The sequence below is a fragment of the Methylicorpusculum sp. genome (assembly GCF_030651835.1).
Lineage (GTDB): Bacteria > Pseudomonadota > Gammaproteobacteria > Methylococcales > Methylomonadaceae > Methylicorpusculum.
In genome coordinates this window covers 34,735-59,655 of record NZ_JAUSBX010000038.1, presented here as the reverse complement: position 1 = coordinate 59,655, position 24,921 = coordinate 34,735, and the positions used below count along the sequence as shown (strand labels likewise).

At 45.4% G+C, this 24,921-nt stretch carries 19 protein-coding genes, 1 tRNA gene and 1 pseudogene; 11 read left to right on the top strand and 10 right to left on the bottom strand.

What is annotated here, in order from left to right; genetic code table 11:
- Window positions 1–158 precede the first annotated feature (158 nt).
- Window positions 159–1,466 (top strand): autotransporter outer membrane beta-barrel domain-containing protein, encoded by a 1,308-nt coding sequence (locus tag Q7V32_RS04790; protein WP_304895842.1) that lies wholly within the window; start codon window positions 159–161, stop codon window positions 1,464–1,466.
- A gap of 506 nt (window positions 1,467–1,972) precedes the next feature.
- Window positions 1,973–2,557: a hypothetical protein gene (locus tag Q7V32_RS04785; RefSeq protein ID WP_304895841.1), complete on the top strand. Its 585-nt coding sequence runs from the start codon at window positions 1,973–1,975 to the stop codon at window positions 2,555–2,557.
- Window positions 2,558–2,615: 58 nt separating this feature from the next.
- Here the strand turns inward: Q7V32_RS04785 and Q7V32_RS04780 are convergent, their stop codons facing one another.
- Window positions 2,616–2,738, bottom strand: coding sequence for a hypothetical protein (locus tag Q7V32_RS04780; protein WP_304895840.1), 123 nt, complete (start codon window positions 2,736–2,738; stop codon window positions 2,616–2,618).
- 36 nt (window positions 2,739–2,774) lie between these two features.
- Between Q7V32_RS04780 and Q7V32_RS04775 the strand changes: the two genes are divergently transcribed.
- From Q7V32_RS04775 to Q7V32_RS04765, 3 genes are all read left to right on the top strand, one after another.
- Window positions 2,775–3,068 (top strand): PAAR domain-containing protein, encoded by a 294-nt coding sequence (locus tag Q7V32_RS04775; protein WP_304895839.1) that lies wholly within the window; start codon window positions 2,775–2,777, stop codon window positions 3,066–3,068.
- 477 nt (window positions 3,069–3,545) lie between these two features.
- Window positions 3,546–6,095: a chemotaxis protein CheB gene (locus Q7V32_RS04770; protein WP_304895838.1), complete on the top strand. Its 2,550-nt coding sequence runs from the start codon at window positions 3,546–3,548 to the stop codon at window positions 6,093–6,095.
- Window positions 6,092–7,375: a nitrogen regulation protein NR(II) gene (locus Q7V32_RS04765; protein WP_304895837.1), complete on the top strand. Its 1,284-nt coding sequence runs from the start codon at window positions 6,092–6,094 to the stop codon at window positions 7,373–7,375. Before Q7V32_RS04770 ends, Q7V32_RS04765 begins: the two co-directional genes overlap by 4 nt.
- Window positions 7,376–7,739: 364 nt before the next feature.
- On the opposite strand, the gene Q7V32_RS04760 is transcribed toward Q7V32_RS04765, so the two are convergent.
- Both Q7V32_RS04760 and Q7V32_RS04755 read right to left on the bottom strand, forming a co-directional pair.
- Complete coding sequence (locus tag Q7V32_RS04760; protein ID WP_304895836.1) at window positions 7,740–8,351, bottom strand: response regulator transcription factor; 612 nt, start codon at window positions 8,349–8,351, stop codon at window positions 7,740–7,742.
- On the bottom strand, window positions 8,348–10,186 hold the full coding sequence (locus Q7V32_RS04755; protein WP_304895835.1) for a PAS domain S-box protein: 1,839 nt from the start codon (window positions 10,184–10,186) through the stop codon (window positions 8,348–8,350). The genes Q7V32_RS04760 and Q7V32_RS04755 overlap by 4 nt, the downstream gene beginning before the upstream one ends.
- 353 nt (window positions 10,187–10,539) lie before the next feature.
- Here Q7V32_RS04755 and Q7V32_RS04750 point away from each other — a divergent pair, with 353 nt between their 5' ends.
- Window positions 10,540–11,127 (top strand): hypothetical protein, encoded by a 588-nt coding sequence (locus Q7V32_RS04750; protein ID WP_304895834.1) that lies wholly within the window; start codon window positions 10,540–10,542, stop codon window positions 11,125–11,127.
- Between the two features lie 133 nt (window positions 11,128–11,260).
- A complete protein-coding gene (locus tag Q7V32_RS04745) occupies window positions 11,261–12,100 on the top strand; it encodes a helix-turn-helix domain-containing protein (protein WP_304895833.1) in 840 nt (279 codons plus the stop codon).
- Between the two features lie 121 nt (window positions 12,101–12,221).
- Here Q7V32_RS04745 and Q7V32_RS04740 read toward each other — a convergent pair whose 3' ends face one another.
- Both Q7V32_RS04740 and Q7V32_RS04735 read right to left on the bottom strand, forming a co-directional pair.
- Window positions 12,222–13,874: a diguanylate cyclase gene (locus tag Q7V32_RS04740; RefSeq protein WP_304895832.1), complete on the bottom strand. Its 1,653-nt coding sequence runs from the start codon at window positions 13,872–13,874 to the stop codon at window positions 12,222–12,224.
- Window positions 13,875–14,618: 744 nt separating this feature from the next.
- Window positions 14,619–14,705 (bottom strand) — tRNA-Leu (locus tag Q7V32_RS04735).
- Between the two features lie 162 nt (window positions 14,706–14,867).
- On the opposite strand from Q7V32_RS04735, the gene rnr reads away from it, so the two are divergent.
- Together rnr and rlmB are read left to right on the top strand one after the other, a co-directional pair.
- Window positions 14,868–17,108 (top strand): ribonuclease R, encoded by a 2,241-nt coding sequence (gene rnr, locus Q7V32_RS04730; protein ID WP_304895831.1) that lies wholly within the window; start codon window positions 14,868–14,870, stop codon window positions 17,106–17,108.
- Window positions 17,105–17,845: a 23S rRNA (guanosine(2251)-2'-O)-methyltransferase RlmB gene (rlmB, locus tag Q7V32_RS04725; RefSeq protein WP_304895830.1), complete on the top strand. Its 741-nt coding sequence runs from the start codon at window positions 17,105–17,107 to the stop codon at window positions 17,843–17,845. Before rnr ends, rlmB begins: the two co-directional genes overlap by 4 nt.
- Window positions 17,846–17,872: 27 nt before the next feature.
- Here rlmB and Q7V32_RS04720 read toward each other — a convergent pair whose 3' ends face one another.
- Window positions 17,873–18,067 carry a hypothetical protein gene (locus tag Q7V32_RS04720; protein WP_304895829.1) on the bottom strand — a complete coding sequence of 65 codons (195 nt, stop codon included), beginning with the start codon at window positions 18,065–18,067 and terminating at the stop codon, window positions 17,873–17,875.
- Window positions 18,068–18,726: 659 nt separating this feature from the next.
- Here Q7V32_RS04720 and Q7V32_RS04715 point away from each other — a divergent pair.
- Window positions 18,727–19,371 (top strand): carbonic anhydrase, encoded by a 645-nt coding sequence (locus Q7V32_RS04715; RefSeq protein WP_304895828.1) that lies wholly within the window; start codon window positions 18,727–18,729, stop codon window positions 19,369–19,371.
- Between the two features lie 205 nt (window positions 19,372–19,576).
- A pseudogene (locus Q7V32_RS04710) lies at window positions 19,577–19,882 on the top strand (ISNCY family transposase); the annotation flags it as partial.
- A gap of 247 nt (window positions 19,883–20,129) precedes the next feature.
- On the opposite strand, the gene Q7V32_RS04705 reads toward Q7V32_RS04710, so the two are convergent.
- Genes Q7V32_RS04705 through Q7V32_RS04690 form a run of 4 tightly spaced genes read right to left on the bottom strand, consistent with a single transcriptional unit; the run spans window position 20,130 to window position 24,631 of the window.
- Window positions 20,130–20,858 carry a response regulator transcription factor gene (locus Q7V32_RS04705; RefSeq protein WP_304895827.1) on the bottom strand — a complete coding sequence of 243 codons (729 nt, stop codon included), beginning with the start codon at window positions 20,856–20,858 and terminating at the stop codon, window positions 20,130–20,132.
- Window positions 20,839–22,458 carry a HAMP domain-containing sensor histidine kinase gene (locus Q7V32_RS04700; protein ID WP_304895826.1) on the bottom strand — a complete coding sequence of 540 codons (1,620 nt, stop codon included), beginning with the start codon at window positions 22,456–22,458 and terminating at the stop codon, window positions 20,839–20,841. The genes Q7V32_RS04705 and Q7V32_RS04700 overlap by 20 nt, the downstream gene beginning before the upstream one ends.
- A gap of 3 nt (window positions 22,459–22,461) precedes the next feature.
- Window positions 22,462–23,055, bottom strand: coding sequence for a hypothetical protein (locus Q7V32_RS04695; protein ID WP_304895825.1), 594 nt, complete (start codon window positions 23,053–23,055; stop codon window positions 22,462–22,464).
- A gap of 22 nt (window positions 23,056–23,077) precedes the next feature.
- On the bottom strand, window positions 23,078–24,631 hold the full coding sequence (locus Q7V32_RS04690; protein WP_304895824.1) for a sensor histidine kinase KdpD: 1,554 nt from the start codon (window positions 24,629–24,631) through the stop codon (window positions 23,078–23,080).
- Window positions 24,632–24,921: the final 290 nt, after the last annotated feature.

Genomic DNA, 24,921 nt, shown 5'->3' with positions numbered 1-24,921 from the left:
CAAATATAATCCGATCAGATTTTTGAGCTAGAATTTAATCCTTACAAACCTTGCCGGTGCCATTGCTTTGAGTGGTAATTAAGCCCGGAAAGCCAGGGATAACGAATATTTAAAATTATAATTCCGGGGGGAATATGAAGAAAAAGTTGAGCAGTAGGATGGATAACCTAAGTATAAGTTATACGGGTTTGATCGTGATGGGAGGGGGCTTGTTGTTTTCATCGGCGCTATCAGCGGAGTCCTTAGAATTGGATCCAACACTATTCAATAAAACCCAGATCAATTTGTACAATGCGGTTTCATCCGCTTGTTCTAATGAAATTAGTTCCAGTTCCAGCTTGTGCAGCAGATACTTTGAGATATTCGAGAACGAAATTAATATCAATTCAGCAGAAGGTCTCGCAATCTTTCAAACCATTTCTCCCGAACAAATCATTCAGCAAGGCACCCAGGCTACCCGGGTGACGGCGGGTCAGGTCGGTCTGGTGGATACCACGATCAAAACCCGTATTTCCAATCTTCATGCCGGGCTTAACGGCGGCAATACGCAATTGGCGGGCTTGCAGTTTTATCAAAATGGCAGGCCTGCAGGTGGCGCGGCAGGCGATGATTTCGGTTTGGGCGGTAAGTTGGGTGTTTGGTTGAACATGAATATCCAGGTAGGCGATGTTGACAATAGTTTCGATCAAGTGGGATTTAATTTCGACAATTACGGGTTTACCGGCGGGGCCGATTACAAACTGACTGATGAGCTGGTGGTAGGGGCTGCGTTCAGTTATTTGAGTTCCAATTCCGAATTTGGCAGAAATCAAGGTAATACGACGACCGATACCTATACCGGATCGATCTATGGAACGTACTATTTCTGGGATAATTTTCACCTGGATGCCATCGCGTCTTATGGCGGAAGCGACTATGAAACAACCCGCAAAATCACCTATTTGTCAGTCAATACTCAAGCCAATGCTGCTCCCGGCGGTAATCAGCAGTCCTACAGTTTAGGCATCGGTTATGATTTCGCGTTTGGGGCATTGACCGCAACACCTTATTTTAGAGGTAATTATCTCGGTGTTGCGGTGGATTCTTACCGTGAAACCGGCGGTCAAGGCTGGGGCATGGCGTTCAGTGATCAGACCATCGATTCATGGACAACGACTTTAGGCGCTGAATCCTCTTATGCTTTTAGTTTGCCGTTTGGTGTCGTATTGGCTCAAGTCAGAGCCGAATGGCATCATCAATACAAAGACGGAAGCCGTAATATCGGTGCCAGTTTTATCGATGATCCCAGCGGGCAGCGCTTCAATGTGGTGACACAAAGCGGAGATCGTAATTTCGCGACACTCGGCACCGGACTTTCAGGCCAGTTTGCCGATGGGCTATCAGGGTTTGTTTCTTATGACGTGATGCTCGGCTATCAGGATATCAGTAGTCACAGCATTAATTTAGGCGCGAGAATGGAATTTTAAGTGCCATTATTGCGGGTAGGATAGTGGCTACCCTTAGGAGCAATACCGTTAAGTTTGGCTTCTTCCCCCCTTTAATAAAGCACTGTTCGCGTTAGTAGTTGAAAGTAAATCAACGCCGTCATTCCGGCATGGATTGCCGGAGCCGTTAGACCGCGTAAGCGAATCCAGGTCACAAGGATGTGAAAGCCCAACGCCATCCATGGCTTCTGGACCCCGGCAATCCCTGCCGGGGCGACTCCTACTATTAACGCGAACAGTGCCTTTAAAAAGGGGGATCGAGGGGGATTTATTCATATAATCTCCCCCAACCCCTCTTTTTCAAAGAAGAGGGGCGGTTAGTAAAATGCTTAACTTAACGGCATTGGGTCTGGCATTGTGGGTCAAGCCGGGTAGCTTGGATAAGCCAATAGCTTTAAACTGACTATGTTGAATGACAACGAAAAATGAAAGTGTCCGCTTTAGGGGCATATTCACTGTTAAAGATGGACATAAGCCGAGATTTATAAATGTCTGAAAAGAACCTGGTTAAAATCAAGCACCCAACGGCAGCTGCTGTCTGTTTAGGTCTTGAATTGGAAGGCGAGGCATTGCAGTTATTAAAAGACGATACTGCTCCGGCTGACTTTTTGTCACAGTTGATAGAAAAAGAGCTTTATCCTGACGCGGTTCGGTTTTTGGCTGGCGCGTTACCGAAACGTGAGGCGACCTGGTGGGCTTGTTTGTCGGCTCGTAAAGGCCTGAATGAAAACTCACCGCTTACCGATACTCAGGCAATTCAACTGGCAGAGGCTTGGGTGTATAAACCGACCGATGAAAACCGGACGAAGGCTTTAGCGGCAGCCGAAGCTACGCGGCTTAAAACGGCTGCAGGCTGGGCTGCTATGGCGGCATTTTGGAGCGGTGGAAATATCTCACCGATTGAAGGAACGGTTGTACCGCCCGCCGATGAGTTAAGCGGCAAGGCGGTTGTCGGTGCGGTGATGCTGGCGGCGGTTCAAAACGGGCCTGAGCACGTTAAAAGCAATTATCAGTGCTTTTTGAAGCAAGGTATCGATATCGCGGCCGGTGGTGACGGCCGCGCTGTCCAGTAATAACCATTCCAATTTTCACTAGAAACTAACTCCTGATTATAAAGATCAATCAGCTCAGTCAAAAGACGTCATCTCGGCAGGGATTGCCCAGATCCAGGTGCCATGGATGGCGAGCGCCGAACACATCCTTGTGCTCTAGATTCCGGCAATTCCTGCCGGAAAGACGTTGTTGCTGAAGCATCTTTATAATCAGGAACCTAACTTAACCGGAGGAATAATGGGACAACCCGCAGCCAGACTGACCGATATGCATGTTTGCCCTATGACTACCGGCCCCGTTCCTCATGTCGGCGGACCCATTGCTGCACCGGGTGCGCCGAATATACTCATCGGCGGGCTTCCTGCGGCCCGGGTCAGCGATATGGCGGTTTGTGTGGGGCCGCCTGATTCCATTATCAAAGGATCGGCAACTGTCTTGATAGGCGGAATGCCGGCTGCCAGAATGGGTGATTCGACCGCCCATGGCGGGACCATTATCATAGGCTATCCAACCGTACTGATTGGCGGTTGAATCCGGCCCCTATACTTTTCATTTCGTTTTTAACAAGGATTCGGTTTAGAATGGCGCGGCGAAATGGCGGGTCATGCTTGAAAAACCGTTGGTTAGGCCCGTTCCCTATGCAAATCCTTACTATTTACTTCCTGTATCCATGCATGTTAATTCAAACAGCTTCTGCTTACTTCTGGCGAGTCCTAGTTAAAAATCAATCGTTATCCTGAATAAGGCGGTGTCTCTAGTGGTTCTTCAATTTGTTTCTAGCGGGTCCAGCGGGGTTTCTCAATTAACCGCTGATGTCAGCTACGAAAATCAGGTAAGGCGGAAATAACCTAGCCCCCTGACTTTAGCTGTCATGGATCCATCAGTATCGAACTCAAAGCGCTCTCGTTTTTTTCGTGGATCTACTGATAATTCCAGGATCAACGCTGAGCGGTCAAGATTTTATTCATCAATGCAATTTAATGTTCAGGATTGAAAAGGCCAAAGAGTGTGACTAATCCAACGCGTAAAAACCAGGTTAGAGACAGCAGTTCGCCACCGATTGTCGGAATAGGTGCCTCGGCCGGTGGGCTTGAGGCACTGGAAGCGTTTTTTTCCCATGTTCCGTTAGAAAGCGGACTTGGTTTTGTGGTCATACAGCATCAGGATCCGACTTATAAAGGGATGTTGCCCGAGTTACTGCAGCGATCTACGTCCATGAAAGTCGTCCCTGCAAGCAACCGTGTCAAGGTCAAGCCGGATTGTATTTATGTCATTCCGCCCAATAAGGATTTGTCGATCTTGCACGGTAGCCTTTATTTGCTGGATCCTGTTGATCCCCGCGGGTTACGGTTGCCTATTGATTTTTTTCTGCGGTCATTGGCGGAAGACCAGCGCGAACGAGCGGTCGGTGTCATTCTTTCCGGTATGGGCAGCGACGGCACGTTTGGTTTACGCGCCATCAAAGAAAACGCCGGGCTGGTTTTGGTGCAGGAACCGTCAACAGCCAAGTTTGATGGTATGCCGCGTAGCGCCATCAATGCCGGTTTGGCCGATATTATTGCCCCGGCGCAAGATCTGCCGCAGCGACTTACGGCTTATTTTAAACATTCTCCACGGGGTTTACAGCAAGAACCGGAGCCGATTATTGAGCTTAAGTCTCAAAGTGCGCTTGAGCAGATTATCATTTTACTGCGTGAACACACCGGTAACGATTTTCTGCTTTACAAGAAAAATACTATCTACCGGCGAATCGAACGGCGTATGGGTTTGCATCAGATCCACACCATTGCCGGGTATGTGCGTTTCCTGCGCGAAAATCCGCAAGAGCTGGATTTGCTCTTCAAGGAACTTCTTATCGGCGTAACCAGTTTTTTTCGCGATCCGCAGGTGTGGGAACAACTTAAAAATGAGGCCATCCCTACGCTTCTGGATGCTTACCCAAAGGGAAAAGAACTGCGCGCCTGGGTGCCGGCCTGTTCAACCGGTGAGGAAGCCTATTCTCTGGCAATAGTGTTTAAAGAGGCTTTAAAAGAAGCTAAACCTCAAGCCGAATTCTCGCTGCAAATTTTTGCCACAGACCTTGACGAAGATGCGATTGAAAAGGCGCGGCAAGCGTTTTATCCCGGCAATATCAGCGCCGATGTTTCCCCGGAACGGCTGGATCGTTTTTTTACGGTTGAAGATAACGGTTATAGGATTAATAAAGAAATCCGGGAAAAAGTGATCTTTGCACCGCAGAACATTATCATGGATCCGCCTTTTACCAAGCTGGATATCCTCAGTTGCCGTAACCTGCTGATTTACTTGGGGCCGGAATTACAAAAAAAGTTGATTCCGTTATTTCACTATACGCTGAATGAGAAAGGTGTATTGATGCTCGGCAATGCCGAAACCATCGGTGGATTTACCCAATTATTCAAGCCGGTGGAAAATAATTCGCGGCTGTACTGGCGTATTGATAATCCGCTCAAAATGCTGCAAGTCGATTTTCCTATCAAGTATTTCCCTGTCGCCGCGTTGGCAAGAGATGAGCCGACAAACAATCGCCTGATGACTAATCATCCTCTCTTTAATTTGCAGGCCCTGGCGGATCAATTGATTCTGCAAAACTTTGCGCCTGCCGCCGTTATGATTAATGCCGAAGGGGATATTCTTTACATCAATGGCCGTACCGGCCTGTATTTGGAACCGGCAGCCGGAAAAGCCAATTGGAATATTTATGCGATGGCGCGCGAAGAAATTCGCTATGATCTGGCCGTCGCATTAAAAAAAGCAATGCAGCAATCCGAGCCTGTGCATGTGCTTAATTTGACGTTAACCAGCAATGGAAGTCCTCATGTTATCAATATGATCGTACAGGCCATCCAAAAACCCCAAGCGCTGCGTAATATGATTATCGTTGTGTTTCAGGCGGTCCCTGAAACCGTAACAGGCAAGAAGAAAATAAAAACATCCAGCGCAATACAAAAAATGCTGCAGGAGGAGTTACAACAGGCCAGAGATGAATTGCAAGTGACCCGGGAAGAAATGCAAACCTCTCAGGAGGAGCTTAAATCCGCCAATGAGGAGCTGCAATCCACCAATGAGGAATTGACGACCTCCAAGGAAGAAATGCAGTCCTTGAATGAAGAGCTGCAAACGGTCAATGCCGAGCTGCAATCCAAAGTCGATGATCTGACCTGGGTTAACAATGACATGAAAAATTTGCTGGACAGCATGGAAATTGCCACGGTGTTTTTGGATAACTCGTTGAATATACGCCGTTTCACCACTCATGCTACCCATCTTTTCAAACTGATTCCGGGGGATGTGGGGCGTCCGCTCTCCGATATCGTGACTGAACTTGATTATCCGCAATTATTAACGGATGCCCGAGAGGTGCTCAGAACTTTGGTTTATTCTGACAAGCAAATAATGACCCACGATGGTCGATGGTATAAAGTGCGGATCATGCCCTACCGGACGCAGGATAATGTCATCGACGGCGTGGTCATTACCTTAATTGATATCTGTGAAACCAAGCGATTGGAAGCGGAATTTCGAGCTGCGAAGCCATGAAAAAAATGCCCGGAATCGCCATTAAAAAAAACAATTTACGCAAGCGAGCTGAAATGCTGCTTGCTGCAAAGCCCAAAAGCGAACTAATCAAGCTCAAAGACATCAATAAATTGTTCCACGAGTTACAGGTCTATCAGATCGAACTGGAAATGCAAAATGTCGAGTTGCTGGCATCACAAGCGCAAGCCTCGGAGGCACTGGAACGCTACACACAGCTCTACGATTATGCCCCCGTCGGTTTTTTTACACTGGATAAAAACGGTGTGGTGAAGGAAATCAATCTGACGGGCGCAGCGATGCTGGGCAAGGCTCGTCAGTTTATTATCGGTTATTCGCTGGTTACGTTTTTGCCTTCCCGCAAGCTGTTCAGAGACTATTTGAAAGAGGTCTGCAGGACCCGTTTTAACGTCACTATCGAGTTGGAAATCCTGCATGCGGATGGGAAATTGCTGGATGTGCAACTGGAAAGCCGAAGAATCAAGAACGGTGATGAGGAGAACTGCTTCATTCACACCATTATGACGGATATTACCAGACGTAAATCCCTGGAAAGAACGTTACAGCAACAACGCGCCAATATGGAATATCTGTTACAGCAACAGGTAGCTGCGCAGACCGCTTCGGCTATAGCGCATGATCTCAATCAGCCGCTCAATGCCATTTCCGTCTACAGCGAAGTTGCGGTCCGTTATTTAAATAGTGGGTCTGAAAATTCCGATCAATTAAAACGCGCACTCATAGGCTGTATCGATCAGGCACATCGGGCCGGACAAAGCCTGCATGAATTGCTCGATTTTTTGCATAAAGGCGAACTCATATTCGAGCCGATTGATTTGAACCGTTTGGTAGAAGAAGCGGTAATCGTGGCTAGAAATGACGGTTTTGGCGGATTTCAGCCCGAGCTGGAGTTGGATTATTCGTTACCGTTAGTCCTTTGTAGCCAGATTCAAGTGAAAAAAGTACTGGTCAATTTGTTGCGCAACAGCGTCGAGGCGATGCGTGAAGCAGGCCTGTCCGATGCCTCGATTATTATCAGGGTAAGTACCCGGGCCGGCTCGAACATGGCCCAGGTTACGGTTCAGGATAATGGGCCAGGTATGGATGCTGAAACGATCAAACATATTTTCGACCCCTTTTTTACCACCAAGCCAACCGGTATGGGCTTGGGGCTTGCTATCAGCCGATCACTGATTGAAGCAAACGGCGGAAAGCTTTGGGTTGAATCCTGTGCCGGTTCTGGCGCTATATTCCTTTTCTCGCTGCCATTTGCTGACGTGTAGGCAAACCTCATCCTGTTATAAAGATGCATCAGCAACAACGTCTTTCCGGCAGGGATTGCCGGAATCTAGAGCACAAGGAGGTGTTCGGTGCTCGCCATCCATGGTATCTGGATCTCGGCAATCCCTGCCGAGATGACGATTTTTTGATCTTTATAATCAGGACAATCAATAGTCTGTATCTTAGGCTTTCGCCTACCCTCCAAGCCACATCAAAAGTTCAAACTGGGTATTGCTAGAGCAGATACATTTTTTGTAACTTTCAGCCGAACAACAAAACAAAGGTGCTGCACCGAGTAGCTTGAGGTTGGCGATAGCCAACCCAACACTGAATAATGACAAGAATTGATGATCAGTTACTTGCTTTTCATGCAGCGGTATCCGCAACGATGCGCGCCAGCTCAAGCAAATTATCGACACCTGTTTTTTGCAATACTCTGGATTTGTGAATTTCTACCGTTCGGTGACTGATACCTAACTCAACCGCGATTTGTTTATTTGCTTGGCCATCCAGCGCCAGCTTCATCACTTCCATTTCCCGATCGGTCAGTGTCGACAGCAAGTTTTGCGCGTGTTGCCGGGTTGCCTGCCTGATATGCCAGTTTTTACATTCCTCAAAGGCTGATTCAATACACGTCATCAATTTATCCCGTTTGACGGGTTTGGTGAGAAAATCAGAAGCCCCACTTTTCATTGCTTTGACACTCATGGGAATATTGCCGTGCCCGGTGAGAAAAATGACCGGTAGCGGAACATTCAGCTCAATCAGCTTTTGTTGCAGATGCAGTCCGTCAATTTCCGGCATTTTAATATCAAGAACGACACAACCCAACATGCCGGGATGGTAGTAGTCCAAAAATGCGCGTGCGCTGTGGAAGGCCTGAACATTCAATTCAGCCTGTTCAATCATCAGCGTCAATGAATCCAGCACTGCGACGTCATCATCAATGATAAAGACGGTCATAGTCTGCTCGTTCATACAGCAAAAGGTAAGGTAAAGTGAAAAATAGCGCCCGGGTCGTTCTTTAAATCAAACCAGAGATGACCTCCATTTGACTCAATCAGAGCCCGGCTAATGGTTAATCCCATTCCAATGCCTCCTGTTTTAGTTGTAAAAAAGGGTTCAAATATGCGCTCTACTGCTTCTTCTTTCAAGCCAGGACCGTTGTCTTGCAGCGTAATTTGCACGCAATCTCTTTCAGCGACTGATCGCACGGTAAGCGAAATAGCGCCTGGCGCCATATTGGCCTCGCGGATAGCTTCTATGCTGTTGCGTATCAGGTTGATCAACACCATTTCAATTTGAAGCCGGTAACCGGTAACAGGGAGCATACCGGTTTCCAGTTCAAGTTCTGCGTGAAATCCGTCGAAACCCTCCGTTTGAATTAGGGTCAAAGTATCTATGATCAGCGCATTGATATCAATGCGTTCAGGATTAATGCTTTGGGTATTCAATACATTGAGCAAATCGTGAAGGGTGTGGCCCACACGGTGAGCTTGCTCAATACAGCCTTGCAGCGCTTTGTTTAATTGATAAAGATTAATGGTTTTGCTTTGTAATGCTTGGAGAGCAACTTCGCTGTATGCAGAAATGGCTGTCAATGGCTGGTTAAGTTCATGCGCGATGGCGGATGCGGTCTGGTTGGCGACTTGCTGCTTAAGCAAAGCACCCATTGCAGTCCTGTTTTTCTGGCTTTTTTGTTCGCTGAGTTTGCGTTTGCTAATATCCTGAACTATGCCAACTAACCGGCTAGCCTGTTGGCCCTCAAAGAAAATATGACTGTTGATTGAGATCCAGGTTTCATGGTGCTTTTGTTGATGTATCACCCGGTATTCGATTTCATATTCATGGCTGCCATTTTTTAGCGTTTCCGCAAAGATCCAATCTCTGGCCGCCCTGTCTTCCGGATGTATGGCGGCCAATATTTTTTCATAATTTAGCGGTTCGTCGGGAGCAAAACCCCAAATGTCGTAAATGAGGCTATCACACTGGATTTTATTTTGGATCAAATCCATATCAAAAATACCCAGTTTTGCGGCGTGTTTGGCGAGTTGTAAGCGCTGTTCACTGGTTTTTAAGGCATGGCTCGCTATGGTGCGCTCGGAAATATCCATCACAACCGCTACGGTGCCCGATGGACATCTTAATGCGTCGCTTATTCGCGAAACTGTAAGAGTGACCCAGGCCGAGTCTTTTTTGTTGTGCTGATAACGCGTTTCTAAAGTAAAGGAGTCATCATGCTTTACCAAACGTTGAAAAAGTTCAACATGCCTTGAATGGTCATCGGGATGACTAAGCGACAGCATGTTCATGCCGAGTAAGTCGTCTTTGCTGAGATGGGTGATAGTGCAAAAACAGTTATTGGCGAGGGTGATATTGCCCTCCAGATCCGTACGAACAATGCCGACGATGGCTTGATCGATCATTGCGCGTTGGCTTTCTGCATTTTCACTCATTCTCTGAATTTGCGGCCAATGACTGGATATGTCATCCAGCGTAACCAGAATGTAAGCTGTGCTGGGCGTCTGCAGGTCGGTTGATCGGATATCTATCTGAAACTGTGAGCTATCGCTGCGTTGGCCGAAAAGCAGCCTTCCCTGGTCGGTCAGGCGCTTGTCTTGCGAGTCTTGATGTTCATGCCAGATACGATGAGCGAGGTAATAGTCGGGTATCAACGACTCAATCCTGAGTCCTGCCATTGCCTCGCCGCTATAGCCAAACATTTTTTGAGCAGCGGAATTTGCCTCAACGATAACGCCCAGCCTATCGGTGAGTAACAGCGCATTGGGAATAGCCGCAAAAAGCGCTTGCATATCAGAACCTTCATGCAAATTAACCAAATGAGCTCCGGGTCCTAGCTTTTAAGCTGAGTTAATTGTCTTGTGCGCATGATAAGGGTTTTTACTTATTTGGCATATAAGTAAAAGCCCTTACGTGTTTGCGCGAATATTCTTTTCTAATTATTCAAGTTAGATTATCTCCCGTCAACTTTGGGCTTTCTAGTTTGATGATTTGAAAATTAAAGTTAAGGCGAGAAAAGAAGGGGGAAGAATTAGGCCTTGAAATTTTGATGCGTCCTACATTACGGCTTGGTCAAACGGTGATATTAGAACTTAAGTATAAGGTTTATGAGCCGGAAAAAAATCGGTATGAAAGAGGATATTCAATGAGAAAAATAGTTCAACTCGATCACCGATTAGACAAAAAGTCGGTGGTTTTAAACAGTCGTCAGGTTGTTGTCTGGGGCGGGCAGTCGGCGAAAAGAAGGGGTGCAGGCGGCAATGAGCAGGAAATGACCGATCAATTAGTGCAGAGATTAATTTCAAAAAGTGTGCCGGAGTGTGAAAGTGTGAGGAAAAATAATAACGTATTAGGCAAATGGACAGCCGCTTCAGCTGAAATTGGAGATATCGGGCAAGATGTCATTCATTCAGAAAATGGGGTGCTAATACTGGATGATCAATCTGTAATTCAGCATTGCAATAGAAAGTGCAGTGAATTGTTCGGTGCTAATGATAAAAGCCTGATCAATCATCATATTGCTACAGTACTTCCACATTTGGCTGACATGCCATTGATCTGCAATGAACAAATTAACCCGAGGTTACGCTTTCTATCTCGAGCCGGTCATTATTTTGAAGCAGTCGGGAATGATGGTGTTCACTTTAAATGCGGGTTGATATTTAATCTCAAACAATATCAAGAAAGGGATTATGTGCAAATTATTATTTGTCCAATACCTGCTGATACGTAGCGAATGCAGTAAGCTTTTTGCTGAATTTTAATAATGGTCATTGTTAAATATCGTTTTCAATCATAACTTGATTGATAATCTATTTTTCAGTAATTATTTAATTTTATTGTCAATAAATTGCATAGTTAATAATATGAAAAAAAATAACACTATAGTTGTATTTGATAATGATAGATATTTTTTGTCCATGTTAAAAGGTTACTGTTATGCTAATAATTTGTCCGTAACAGAGCTTGATTTAAATACAGATAGAATTAATTTATTAAAAGAATTAAAACCGATGTTAGTCATTATTCCTCTCAACTTTATAAATGCTGATGATAAAGAAGCGGAGCGAGAGTTGCTTGAAAAAGTCTGCCTGGATTATGATATTAAAGTGTGCGGCATTAATAAAAGTGCTTCGGGTGTGATATCGGGTCTAACAAAGTGGTTCGACAAAATAATTGATGATCCATTCGACATCATTGATATTGACAAATGTTTTAAGGATTTAATTTTGAATGAAAGTGCAGAGGAACAAGAAAGAAGGCATAGAGAAAGACGCTCCTATATAGAAAGACGGAATATGAATTTTAATCAGGATAATGGATTTTCAAAATATAATAATTCAAGTTCGGTTAATTCTTATCATGTCATAAAACACAAATATAATGAATTTGAAATTGACTATCGCAACAAATGTGTTTATTTAAAAGGGCATAAAATTGATTTAACGCGCAAGGAATTTGAATTGTTTGAGTTGTTGGCAACCGATGTTGATAGAACATTTATGGCGGATGAAATAATAGATCATCTTTGGCCTGAAAATAACCGTGCAACCAAATCTGATCTCTATCAATATATGTACTTGTTAAGAAAGAAAATTGAAATAGATACTAATAACCCGCAATGGATTATAACGGTTAAAGGTTTTGGCTATAAGCTTAATATAGATCATCATGAAGAAGCACACGAGCATGAATTGTGCGCATAAGCATTTGAATGGGAAAAGCACTCACTGACTGACTGCCTCCGTTCAACCGGTCATACTTGGTTTCGCAGGCAAGAGCCTAAGGGTGCTGTAAGAACGCTTGGCGGGAGTCGTATCTGACGCCCTACTTGCATACCCGATTACGGCCTGCTGATTTTGCCCGGTAGAGCGCTTGATCAGCCCGATTTAGCAAGTCGTTAATATTCCCATTGTGATCTTGTAGTGTGGTAACCCCGATAGAAACACTAATAGACAAGGGTAATGCTCCCGATTCAAAAAATATCGGGCTTTCAGCAATGTAGCTTCTAAGCCGTTCGGCAACCTCAACGGCTTTCTCTAAGCCTGTTTCCGGCAACAAGACGGCAAACTCCTCGCCCCCCAATCTCCCGGGTATATCAGTTTCACGCAGGAAATCCGCAAATATACCGCCGACTCTTTCCAGTACGCGGTCGCCAGCGGTATGCCCATGATTGTCATTAACCTGTTTGAAATGATCGATATCCAGCATGAATACGGATAAGGCGCCGCCGTATCTTGCGGTTCTTGCCAATTCCATTTCTGCCTGTGCCATAAAATAACGGCGATTGGCTATGCCTGTTAAATAGTCCAGTTGTGCCTGGCGTTCCAGTTCGGTTTGTAAGGCTTTGCGTTCGCTGATGTCTCGTACAAATCCGCAGTAATATTCCTCACCTTCAAACAAGAGATAATTGGCAGATATATCTACCGAAATTTGTTTTCCTTGCTGAGTCCGGTAAATGGTTTCAAGATTAATAGCGCCCTTTTCCTTGAGTGTCTGCCAATGAAAAACCCAGCTTTCGGCAGAATAGAGCGCGTCGATATCTGCCACTGTGAGGGTTAGCAGCTTTTCACGGCTATAACCTAAAAACTTACAAGAGCTGTCATTCACATATTTGATATGACCATCAGCACTGATCCAATATAAAGAATCGGCACAATGATTGACTGAAAATTGCGTCAGTTGAAGCGTCATCTCGGCATTTTTGCGATGGGTCACATCGTTGAAAACGACTGCAACTTCACCATTGGGTAATTTACAGACATAATTTTCACGCCACTGTGAAATGTGATTTTCAGTTTGAATGGCCATCGTATGCGTTTCGGTCAGACCTGTTTCTGAAACACGCTTCAGCACATCATGAAGTCCTGCTTGGGCGGAGAAGGGGAAAACCGATGATAGTTTTTGTCCAATAACCTCTTTACGGTTAATGTTTTCGATGCGTTCGGCGGCCTTGTTTAAGTCGGTAATGATAAAATCATTGGCATCGTCGATGAAGCGATACACAGCAATGCCGTTGCTCATGTTTTCAAATAATGCTGTCAACCGCGCTTCATGATCACCCGTTTTTTTATTTTCATGAATGAGTTGTGCATTTGTTTGGACAAGTCTGAGGGCTCGCTCCTCAATGCATTGGGTGAGTTCGTTCAGTTCATCGGAGGATTTTTTAAAGAATGGCTCATCTGCATTATTGGCCAGGATTGGCGTGAGCTGATTATAAATCTGCAATATCGGCTTAAGTTGCATCTTTGAAATGGCCGGTATCGCAGTCAGTTCCATTAAGCTGTTAATGCATTGGCTCATTGCAAAAACTTCGCACATGAGTATGCAGGCCATCGGCTGCGTTTTGGCCATCGCACAGCTGGAGCATTTTTTTGTAAATTTGTTAACCGTTTTCGGTGGTTTAGCCCGGTTGCGGTTCAGGCTGTCATAGTCGCTTATCAAGTGCGGCAAGCCGATAGTCCGGCTTAGACTGTTCATTTTGTGTCACACAATGGTAATGACGAGCTCAGTTTCATAGATTTTGGCAAGGTGAGTTGCCAGTCAAAATCTCTCATTATTTTGCCTGATTGTTTCTTTATCATTATTCCGGAAAGATCAATTCCGAATTTAATCACTCGTTGTATACCAATCGTAGATCGAAATTTGGCATCGGAGTGCTCTTCAAAGAATGCCGTAAATACATCCATGTAGGCTCAATGCCAGCATCCATTCAGGCATAGCCTTTGCCGAACACCTCGCTACCTCCTTAGGCACTGACGAAATTTGAAGTGCGAAAGGCATATCTAATGGGGAATTTATCAATATTTCGTTTTAAGTGTGTTTGATCCAGTCTTGTATTGCCATAAAATCGACATCAAATTTCGATCAAAAAAAAAGAGTCCGGTTTGGATCTTAAATCACGTAATCAGTGCTTTTGGTCAATCTGCTGATCATCGTATATTTGTTGAATTCGGGCGCGGGTAATACGGAGATTTGTTAAAAATAACAAAAAGATATTTCAAACAATGACATAAGGAATATTTTACGATTTATTCAAGCGGCTTAGGCGTAAAATTTCTGGATAAAAGGGATGAATTTCGTGATAAACTTCAAAAAAATAAATAGATGTTCAGGCTTTGAAAAGGGATGAGGGATCAATCATTAAAAAACAGCTGATATTTTCCAGATAAATCACGCAGTAAAAAGCAGTTATAGGAATGTAAATCTGATGTGTTTTGTTAATGGTGCCGAGGAGAGGACTTGAACCTCCACGCCCTTACGAGCACTAGCACCTGAAGCTAGCGTGTCTACCAATTTCACCACCTCGGCAAGAGGATTGCTGTATCAGCGAAGTGAGCGCGCAATATACGGATAACGTTCTTAATTGTCAAGTGTAGCAGGCGTCATTTCATTTTTATTATTGCCATGAGATTGTTAAAATGGCGGTCAATCAAGTTACTTTCTTTTTTAATCATGAATCTTTAGGAACACATGACATTGAAGTCCAAAAATAAAAAAACTACGTTTAAAGCGTCCAAAGACCCGTACGCGGCTAGAGAAGCAGCCAAGTATGAAAATCCAATACCCAGTCGTGAGCTGATACTCGAGTTAATCGGAACGATTGGCAAGCCCTTATCGCGCGAAGAAATATCCGGGGAATTCGATCTCGCCGATGAGGAGCAGGTTGAGGCTCTTCGCCGAAGACTTCGAGCGATGGAGCGCGATGGCCAGCTTATGTTTAACCGGCGGCAAAAATATTTTCTGGTCGATGGAAAAGATTTAATAGCCGGACGCATCCTGGGCCACTCCGATGGCTTCGGTTTTTTAAGACCGGATGATGGTTCGCCCGATTTATTTTTATCACCACGAGAGATGCGGTCATTAATGCATAATGACAGAGCCTTGGTCAGAGTTTCCGGTGTTGACAGAAAGGGCCGAAAAGAAGGTACTCTGGTAGAAGTGCTTGAAAGAAACACCAAGCAGGTCGTAGGCCGCTTTTTTCATGAACGCGGCGTCAGCTATGTGGTTCCAGAAAATAAAAATATCGCACAGGATGTGTTGATCCCACACACCGATATCGGGGCTGCCGAGAAAGGTCAGATCGTTGTTGTTGATATTATTGAGCAACCATCAAGAAGCCGTCAGCCCATTGGAAAAGTGGTTGAAATTCTGGGGCGTCATTTGGCGCCGGGTATGGAAATCGAGATGGCGGTGCGTTCCCATGAATTACCGTATCTCTGGCCGGATGCTTTGCTAAAAGAAATCGAGTCGCTCAGCGACCAGGTGCCTGAGTCGGCCAAAGCCAATCGAGTCGATCTGAGAGCCTTGCCTTTGGTCACTATCGATGGCGAAGATGCCAGAGATTTTGATGATGCTGTGTTTGTCCGCAAAACCAAAAACGGCTGGAAACTCTGGGTCGCTATTGCCGATGTTTCTTACTACGTCCAAATCAACAGTGAATTGGATCAGGAAGCAAAAAACCGTAGTACGTCGGTTTATTTCCCTGAAAAAGTGATTCCCATGCTGCCGGAGATATTATCTAACGGCTTATGTTCTCTTAATCCTGATGTTGACCGCCTGTGTATGGTCTGTGAGTTGGTTATCAACACTGAAGGTGATGTGTTGAGATCCAGTTTTTATGAGGCGGTCATGCGTTCTCATGCCAGATTAACCTATACCGAAGTGGCTCAAATTCTCGTTGAAGATAATCAGGCGCTGAAGAAGAAATATAAACAGCTGGTGCCACATCTCAATGAAACCTACTCACTCTTTAAGGCAATGCGTCAAAGAAGAGAGGAGAGGGGGGCAATGGATTTTGACACCCAGGAAACAAGAATCCTGTTTGGCGCTGAGAGAAAAATTGAAAAAATCGTTCCAGTCGTCCGAAATGATGCGCATAAGCTGATTGAGGAGTTCATGATAACCGCGAACATGGCTGCGGCGCGGTTTTTAAACAGAAAAAAGATCCCCAAATTACTGAGAATTCATGAAGGACCGGGTCCTGAAAAGTTACTGGCACTCAAAACTTTTCTGGGAGAATTGGGGCTTCACCTGTCTGGAGAAGCGCAACCGACACCTTTGGATTACATGAAATTGCTGGAGTCTGTCAAAGACAGGCCGGATGCGCATTTAATCCAGACCGTTCTGCTTCGCTCCATGTCACAAGCCGTTTACAGTCCTGAAATTAAAGGTCATTTCGGTTTGGCCCTGGATGCGTATGCGCATTTTACTTCGCCCATACGCCGTTATCCCGATCTGTTGGTTCACCGAGCGATCAAACATGCGTTGCAGAATAAACCGCCTGAAAGTTTTTTCTATGGCATTTCGGACATGGTTGCGTTGGGTGAGCACTGTTCATCGTGCGAACGCAGGGCCGATGAAGCGACTCGAGACGTGGTCAATTGGCTGAAATGCGAATACATGATGGATAAAGTCGGTGACGTGTTTCCGGGCATCATATCGGCCGTAACTTCATTCGGGTTTTTTGTTGAATTGGTTGATATCTATGTCGAGGGCTTGGTTCATGTATCCAATCTGGCGCAGGATTTTTTCAAATTCGACCCTTCCAGTCATCAATTGATAGGCGAACGAACCGGCATGCGTTACCGGCTGGGTGATTCTGTGCAGGTCAAAGTTGTCAGAGTCGATCTGGACGAAAAGAAAATTGATTTCGAGCTTTTTAAAAAAACCGGAACAGCGATTAAAAACAAAAGGAAACGGCGCTCCAAGTGAAATTAACAAAAATATACGGGCTCCATTCGGCTCAAGCGGCTCTTGATTATTCAGCGGAAAATATTTTACAGGTGTGGGTCGATGGTCACCGCCAGGATAAACGTTTATCTGAAATCATCAAGCAAGTGAGCGACTTAGGCTTAAATACCGAAAAAGCGGATCGTAAAAAACTGGATCGATTAGCGGGCGGCCCTAATCATCAGGGCATTGTGATAGAAATAGAAATGCCCGCTGCTAGATCAGAAGATCAATTGAAAACCGATGTCCTGAATATAACAACGCCGCCTCTTTTTTTGGTGCTGGATAATGTTCAGGACCCGCATAATCTGGGTGCTTGCTTACGCACGGCCGATGCTACAGGTGTGAATGGCGTCATTATCACCAAAGATAACGCAACTGGAATTACTCCCACTGTTTGTAAAGTGGCCAGTGGTGCGGCTGAAACGGTTCCTGTTTATCAAATTACCAATCTGGCCAGAACACTTCGCTGGCTTAAAGATCAAGGGCTTTGGATTTTGGGGGCGGCTGGGGACGGTGATCAAACGATTTATCAGGCTGATTTAAAAGTCCCCATGGCCTTGGTCATTGGTGCTGAAGGTAAAGGACTTAGACGTTTGACCCGGGAAGAATGCGACATGCTGGTCAAGCTGCCCATGTTGGGCAAGATTGAAAGTTTGAATCTTTCGGTAGCGACCGGCGTGTTTCTCTATGAAGTGGTAAGACAAAGAATGATTTAGGGTTTATTACTTCAGTATTTGTTCGATTTAGTCGACTTGCTTATTGTAGATTTTCAGGTTAATGGCGTTGGTTTGCCGACTTTGCCAGTTCATTTCGTAGGCTTCTGCTTGCATATGCTGGCACCACAGGCAAACCGGATTAGCCTTAATTTCAATTTCCTCTTCTGTATCAAGATCGTCTCCGCATCTGGAGCAATAGTTGTATTGGGTGATCTTTTTCATAACACATCCTTACTGGATTGAAGATAGGATCACAGGTTAACCCGGATTTTGAAGAAAAAATGTGAGCTATTCACTTTTTGTCTTTAAAAAACGGGCTTCTCGGTATTTCTTCTCGTTTTTTTAGTACTAACCATCCCGGCAAGCCCCTCTTCGATGACAAAAACGGGAAGGATTCAATTTTGCAGGAATGTCGGCAGCGGGATCTTTGCCGTCAATCCTCGATGGATGGGGCGGCGGTTTTCCTCACAAGACTCAGTCAGTTTAAAAAGTACAAACTGGGAATGGCTATTAACCAATGCCGTTAAGTCAAGGCCATCATAATGAATCGGTAAGCCCTATTGTAGGAGCGGGCCATGCCCGCGATTAAACCATCTTAGGCCGCGGGTAGGCCCCGCTCCTAAAAAATGAGCTTAACTTAATGGCATTGCTCCGTATATTTAGCGCCCTATTTTCAAATAACACGTAATGGAAAGGTTCGTGTAAGGTTTCGTAAATACAATGGCCCTCAAATAAAGTATCGATTAAAAACTAATTTTTAGTTAATAGTGTGATCAATGGCTTTGTTTGAATAGTGATTCATAACATCGGATTGATAGGTCCAACTTAAAAAACGTGTCTGAATCCTTTGTATTTTTAAGGCTTAGCAAGAAGGAGCCATTATGAAATCGTTTGAAAAACTCCTGTCAGGAAATAAAGCTTGGGCTACGGAAGTCAAGACAGAAAATCCTGATTATTTTAAAAACTTAGCCAAAGAACAAAAGCCGGAATTTTTATGGATTGGGTGTTCCGATAGTCGAGTTCCAGCTGAAATCATTGTAAAAGCAGCACCTGGTGAGATGTTTATTCATAGGAACATAGCCAATCAGATGATTTCTACCGATTTTAATTGTCTCAGCGTTTTGCAGTATGCGGTTAATGTACTGGAAGTAAAGCATATTATCGTTTGCGGTCATTATAATTGCGGTGGTATTAAAGCGGCTTTAAATAAACAACACCCTGATTTAATGATTACTAATAAATGGTTGCTCCATATTAAGGATATTTATCGTCTGCATAAAAATGAAGTTGATGCGTTGCCGACTGAAGAACAGCGAGTTAACAGACTGGTGGAGTTAAATATCATTGAACAAATCAATACGCTGGCTTACACCTCGATAGTGCAAAAATCCTGGCACGAACATAAGCGTCCCATTTTACATGGGTGGGTGTACGGATTATCGGATGGCTCGATCAACCCATTGATAACGCTGTATCCTGATTTCGAGGTCGAAAATATATATAAATACGATTTTAAATATGCTTGAATTTTAAGTCCGATCGAACGGGAACAACGGGTTTTTGCTGTTTTTTCGATCTCGCGATCCCCTCGCTGTTTTGCCATCCACAGTGATCAGTTCACTCTCTGTTTGCGTGTTCACGCTTTGTGTCCAGCTGATAAAGCAGTCTTGGAAAGCTTTAGGTGACAACCTTGATATGACCTACGCGATACAGTCATGAGAAGGTATGCCGATTAAAGAACTGCTGAAGACTTTAGTGCTGCCCAAGAAAGGCCGACGGTCTGAAGCCGATAAAGCCCACGCATCGGCCCCGGAGTTCATCCGTCTGCGCCGACAGCACTCCGCCCTGGAATCGGCCATAAATGCTTTGGGCGTTCAACGCCTGGATCAATGCCCTGATCACGGTATCGACGGTTTCAAGCGTTATGTTGCCCTCGCCATTGCGGCGCGCAACATCCAACGGCTGGGTGCCGTTCTCCGCGAACAAGCACAACAACAAGCGAATCGACGACGAGGACCTTACCAAAAAGCCGCCTAAACGTCAGGTCGAGAGATAACAAATGAAGGGTGTACCAAGGAAAGGTATGCCCTGAAATTGGCGCAAATAGGAATATTAGGCGCAATCAGAGTGTCTGATCGTTCGATCTGAAGGCAAAAATCCCGGAAAATCGTCATCAAAGCAGCGGCGAAATTATAAAAAATCGAGTTTTCTTTCAGGCACTAATTAATTGAAATTTAAAAGTTTTTAAATTGGGCTATTAAAGATAAGTTAAGGCATACCATTTTTATGTAGCGTCCATTTTGTAACCGTACCCGCGCACAGTCTGGAGAAGTTTCTGATCATGGCCGTCATCTATTTTGCGCCGTAACTGGCGTATATAAACATCCACCACGTTCGTTAACGGATCTGCACTGTAGCCCCAAACCTGTTCCAGAATCCGGGTCCGGCTCAACACCTTGCCCTGCATCCGCATAAAGCATTCCAGCAAGGCAAATTCTTTCGGAGTCAGTTCTATCAATACCTCGGCGCGTTTCACTTCATGGGTTTCCTGGTTCAATACCAGATCAGCAAGTTGCAATTCCTTGGCTTCCGCTTGTATTCCACCGCCGCGGCGTCGCAATAGCGCCTCGATTCTGGCGAGTAGTTCTTCAAACGCGAAAGGTTTGGTCATGTAGTCATCAGCGCCGGAGCGAAGCCCCGACACTTTGTCCTGCACCGTGTCTCTGGCTGTCAACATCAGAATGGGTGTGTCAGTACCTTTGTTGCGCAAACGCTCGCACACTTCCCGGCCATTCAGATCGGGTAAGCCCAGATCCAGAATGATCAACTGAAATTTACCTTCTGTGCCCATGACTATGGCATCCTGGCCGCAATCGGCCACTTCAACGGTATAGCCTTCAGCCTTTAGGCCTCGCTGCACAAAATCGACAATCCGTTTATCGTCTTCAACCAGCAAGATATGCTTGTATCCGCTATCCAAAGCCTTGCCGGAATTAAGATATCGCTCGTTCATTTGAAAATGTATCCTGTTCTATAGAAACCAGTGGAAGTGAAGCCGTAAATAGCGAGCCTGAATTTTCGGTGCTGGACACGCTGATGTGTCCGCCATGTGCTTTTAAGATCGATCTGGCCATGGGCAAACCCAATCCGGAGCCATCATCTCTTGATTTGAGGGCATTCTTGCTACGAAATTTACGGTCGAAAATACGCTCCAAATCTTCCGCCGGTATACCTATTCCCTGATCGCTGAGGCTGAAGTTGGCTTCGTTTGCGTCTGCCCATAAAGTAACCTCAATATGTCCGCCGGGTTTCGAATATTGGCAGGCGTTGTCGCCCAGAATAAACAACACCTGTCTAAGTCGTTGTTTGTCGCCTCTGACCCAAAGAGGTTCGTCCGGAGCCATTAGCGAAACAGTAATCGAATTTTCCTGAGCCATTACCTGAAAGTCCTCAACAGTACTTGCTATCAAATCAGTCAGATTCAGGTAATCCCATTCAAATTGCAGGTTGGCGGTATCGGCGCGGGCAAGAAACAGCAAGTCATTGACATATTTACCCAGTTGCATGGCGAGCTCAACGATACGTTGCAAAGCATCCTTATAATCATCGGCATCGCGTTCGTGACCGCGCAGAGTTACCTCGGCCTCCCCACGAATCACTGTAATCGGTGTGCGCAGTTCATGGCTGATATCGGCTAAAAGCTCACGCCGCGCAATATCCATATGCTTTAATTCTTCATTCAACTGATGCAGTTCAAATGTTCGCTCAGCCACCTTTTTTTCCAGCAAGGCACGACCCTCTCGAAGTTTTTGTTGCTGCATTCCAAATTCCTGCGCCATTTGGTTAAAGTGAGCCGCGAGAAAAGAAAATTCATCATTTGAATCCAGATTAATACGGTAAACCAGATTGCCGGCCGCTATCTCGTCGGTTCCTTTCATCAAGGCTTCTATGGGTTTCTTGACCCCTCGGAGCAGCAACACGCCGGAAGTGAGACTAAACAGCGCGGCCAGTGATGAAACTCCAATGGCTATCCAATGCGATTGTGCCACCAAAGCCTCCAGTTCCTGCTTGGCTTTGGCGGCTCTTTCTCGTTCGGCGTTGATGGCGGCATCAATCAGCGGCTGGAACTTTCCGTCGATTTCTTCTGCGGAGAATTTCGACAGCATTTGCAGCGCAAGGTCGTGTTTGCCTTCCTGATGGACGCGTTCGACTTCGTCAAACTGGTATTCGCTGGTTTCCAGAAAAGCGGTGAAGCGCGCCACTCTTTCCAGTTCGGCCGATTTATCAAGCCATTTGTCGCTGGGGTTACCCGCAGAGGGCGTGTTGACCACAACCGTTCTCAACTCATCCATGGCATCGTAGAGGCGATCTTTGGATAGTTCCAAGCCAACTTCGGTAATCGGGCTGTCAATAATCAGCCGGTCCATGCGATGTTTGAAATAACGATAGGCTTCCAGCGACAAGCGCTCATAGTGGTCGAACGTGTCGTAAGCACTTTGGCTACGCTGAAAATACAGGGCAACCTGATTGGAACCCCAATAAAGCGCAACGCCTAGAAATAATACAAAACTGAACGAAAAAACGATGACTAATGCCAGCCTGAAGCGAAACATGGGCTATTGACTTCCGTCGCCGCTTTCATCCAGTTGCTTTTCCATGGATCTGATGGCTTCCAGCTTTTCACGCAAAAGACGATTTTCATCCTGATTCATCGGCTTTGTTTCGTTGGCGTCTTTCGATTTGATAAGCGGTTTAGCTTTTTGGGAACTGCGCTCAATACTGCTGCGCTTTCCAGGGCTATAATCCATGCGTTTTAACGCTTCCGTATTAATGGAAACCAACCTTTGCAATCGTGTGTCGGACAGGTAATCCGTAGGGATAGCCCTTATTCCTTCCAGAATGCTGGGAATCGAGCCGCAGCTGTCGGAAAGCAGACGGCCAACCATAAGATGCAATTGAATGCCGGCATCCTGTGAACTTTTTTGACGCATCAGTAACGATTTACACAGTTCAGCGCGTGATGCGGCCGGCACATTGGCCATGTTTGCACCAAAACTCAGCAGTTCATCAACGTCTATTTGAGTGTAAGGGTCATTATTGAAATGGGTTGGAAACCGGTTCTGCCAATAGCTGGAATGGGTTTGTGTACAACCGGTTATCAAGGCTAGAGTAAGCGTTAACGCTATGCGTCGTAGAGTATTTAAAAACATAGTAAAGGTAATTCCATGATCATCAGACTTCTTCGGTCAGCGGTATTTGAACCCTGAAACGGGCGCCATGCTGGTCTTGCCGTGAATCGATAATATCAACTTTGCCCTGGTGGTTGGCAACATATTCTCTGACGATAGCCAAACCCAGTCCTGATCCTTCTGCACCGTCAGTGTTTTCAGCGGTTTTGCCGCGGTAAAAAGGTTCAAAGACATGCTCGCGTTCGTCAGGGTCAATCCCCGGTCCTTCATCTTCAATTTCCAATTCCATCTGTGTTCCCGAGTCGCGGAGCATAATGCGAATTTCGCCGTTCGTGGGTGAATACTTGACGGCATTGGCAAGCAACTGCTCGATAATGCTGCGCAATTGCTCGTCAATTCCGGAAATGCGGACCGGTCGGACCAACTGTTTCAGGCTGATGGATTTAGCCTCCAGATCGCTATGAAATTGATCGATCACCGACTCAAGCAGATCTTTCATGTTGATGTGTTCTTTAAGTTTCATTGCCGGTTGGGAGTTGATCTGACTGTATCGGATCAACTCTTTAGATACAGATTTGAGCTTTTCGATGTTGGCACAGAGGTTTTTTGCAATGTCTTGACGCGGTGCTAGGGGGTCCTGTTCGGCTTCGTTTGCAACCCGTTGTGCGCTTTCCCTGATCTGTTTCAGCGGCAGCTCAATCTCTTTGGCAACATTGTTCATGAATTGCTGTTTTGAAACCTCCAGCGTCATTAAATGTGTTCTTAACCACTCAAGTCTATCGCCTAAATAGCGAAGATCGGCAGGGCCTGTGACTGCTATCGGTTCGGCGAGGTCGCCGGAACCGAGGCGGCGAATCGATGCATCCAATTGCCGCATTGAGCGTGAAAGCGTAATCAATAAGGCCACTATGAAGATAATCGAGATGATCAACAGAATGGTACCTTTGACCAGCAGTCCTTGCTCCAAGGACTCCGACTGCCTGCGTAATTCATTAAATTCATGCTCAACATGCTGCTCGAATTGACGGGAAAGATTATTGGAGGATTCTCGTAATCCCTGAAAGGCCTTATCGATGGGCATAGAGATGGTCGTATTATCCGTCGAGCCGATAATTTGCTGGTAAATCAGGTTTTCCTTTTCCGATAATTCATTGACCAGCAGAGCAATTTTATTATCGACATGAAGTTTTAACAATTCATCCAAGGCCTGTTTAAATGCGCCTCTCACGGATTCATACGATTGCCGTTCATAAGGTTGACGTAGTGCAGGATCTGACAACAACACAAAAAGCCTGGCTTTGCGTTCGATATCGGACGCCTTTTGTAAAACCTGACGAATCGTCTTGGTTTGTTCAAAGACCTGAAAGTTCAAGGTTCTGCCTAATCCGGCCGTTTCGCGCATCGCAAAAGAGGCATACATTACGCCTAAAAAATGCGGCATCACGGCAATTACAAAGCCCAGGATAATGAGTGATTTTAACGATAATAAACGGGTGAAATAAATACGCATGGAGGGGGGTGTGATTCCTCTCCAAGGCATCGAAAAATCAGGGTTTCTGAACAATTTCAGAAAAAAGGCAGTCTTTTGTCCTTTCATTGATTTCAGTTTGGATAGGAAAATGAAGGGCGGGCTAAATGAAACAAAACGCAATTATTGAAATTTACACCGGGATACCTAAAAAGCAAAATATGCAACTAACTCTGAATAGTACACTAAGGAGCGCGAATTTTATAACTTCAACCACTGGTTTGTCTGCAGTGAGTGTGATATTCCAGCAATTTCCAGTTTGATATTCCAGCGACATTTTGGGCAGGGGAAAGCCATTCTAGGAACGAGAGAATCCCTTTCATGGGGGCTTGTCAACAGCATTTAGGCTTCGATCTTAA

Excerpts from the sequence above, each read along its gene's own strand:
- Q7V32_RS04705 (WP_304895827.1), bottom strand. The coding sequence starts at position 20,858 with ATGAACGAGCGATATCTTAATTCCGGCAAGGCTTTGGATAGCGGATAC.
- Q7V32_RS04765 (WP_304895837.1), top strand. The coding sequence starts at position 6,092 with ATGAAAAAAATGCCCGGAATCGCCATTAAAAAAAACAATTTACGCAAG.
- Q7V32_RS04745 (WP_304895833.1), top strand. The coding sequence starts at position 11,261 with ATGAAAAAAAATAACACTATAGTTGTATTTGATAATGATAGATATTTT.
- Q7V32_RS04690 (WP_304895824.1), bottom strand. The coding sequence starts at position 24,631 with ATGAAAGGACAAAAGACTGCCTTTTTTCTGAAATTGTTCAGAAACCCT.
- Q7V32_RS04715 (WP_304895828.1), top strand. The coding sequence starts at position 18,727 with ATGAAATCGTTTGAAAAACTCCTGTCAGGAAATAAAGCTTGGGCTACG.
- Q7V32_RS04780 (WP_304895840.1), bottom strand. The coding sequence starts at position 2,738 with ATGCTTCAGCAACAACGTCTTTCCGGCAGGAATTGCCGGAATCTAGAG.
- Q7V32_RS04755 (WP_304895835.1), bottom strand. The coding sequence starts at position 10,186 with ATGCAAGCGCTTTTTGCGGCTATTCCCAATGCGCTGTTACTCACCGAT.
- rnr (WP_304895831.1), top strand. The coding sequence starts at position 14,868 with ATGACATTGAAGTCCAAAAATAAAAAAACTACGTTTAAAGCGTCCAAA.
- Q7V32_RS04700 (WP_304895826.1), bottom strand. The coding sequence starts at position 22,458 with ATGTTTCGCTTCAGGCTGGCATTAGTCATCGTTTTTTCGTTCAGTTTT.
- Q7V32_RS04720 (WP_304895829.1), bottom strand. The coding sequence starts at position 18,067 with ATGAAAAAGATCACCCAATACAACTATTGCTCCAGATGCGGAGACGAT.
- Q7V32_RS04760 (WP_304895836.1), bottom strand. The coding sequence starts at position 8,351 with ATGAACGAGCAGACTATGACCGTCTTTATCATTGATGATGACGTCGCA.
- Q7V32_RS04775 (WP_304895839.1), top strand. The coding sequence starts at position 2,775 with ATGGGACAACCCGCAGCCAGACTGACCGATATGCATGTTTGCCCTATG.
- Q7V32_RS04750 (WP_304895834.1), top strand. The coding sequence starts at position 10,540 with ATGAGAAAAATAGTTCAACTCGATCACCGATTAGACAAAAAGTCGGTG.
- Q7V32_RS04790 (WP_304895842.1), top strand. The coding sequence starts at position 159 with ATGGATAACCTAAGTATAAGTTATACGGGTTTGATCGTGATGGGAGGG.
- Q7V32_RS04785 (WP_304895841.1), top strand. The coding sequence starts at position 1,973 with ATGTCTGAAAAGAACCTGGTTAAAATCAAGCACCCAACGGCAGCTGCT.
- Q7V32_RS04740 (WP_304895832.1), bottom strand. The coding sequence starts at position 13,874 with ATGAACAGTCTAAGCCGGACTATCGGCTTGCCGCACTTGATAAGCGAC.
- Q7V32_RS04695 (WP_304895825.1), bottom strand. The coding sequence starts at position 23,055 with ATGTTTTTAAATACTCTACGACGCATAGCGTTAACGCTTACTCTAGCC.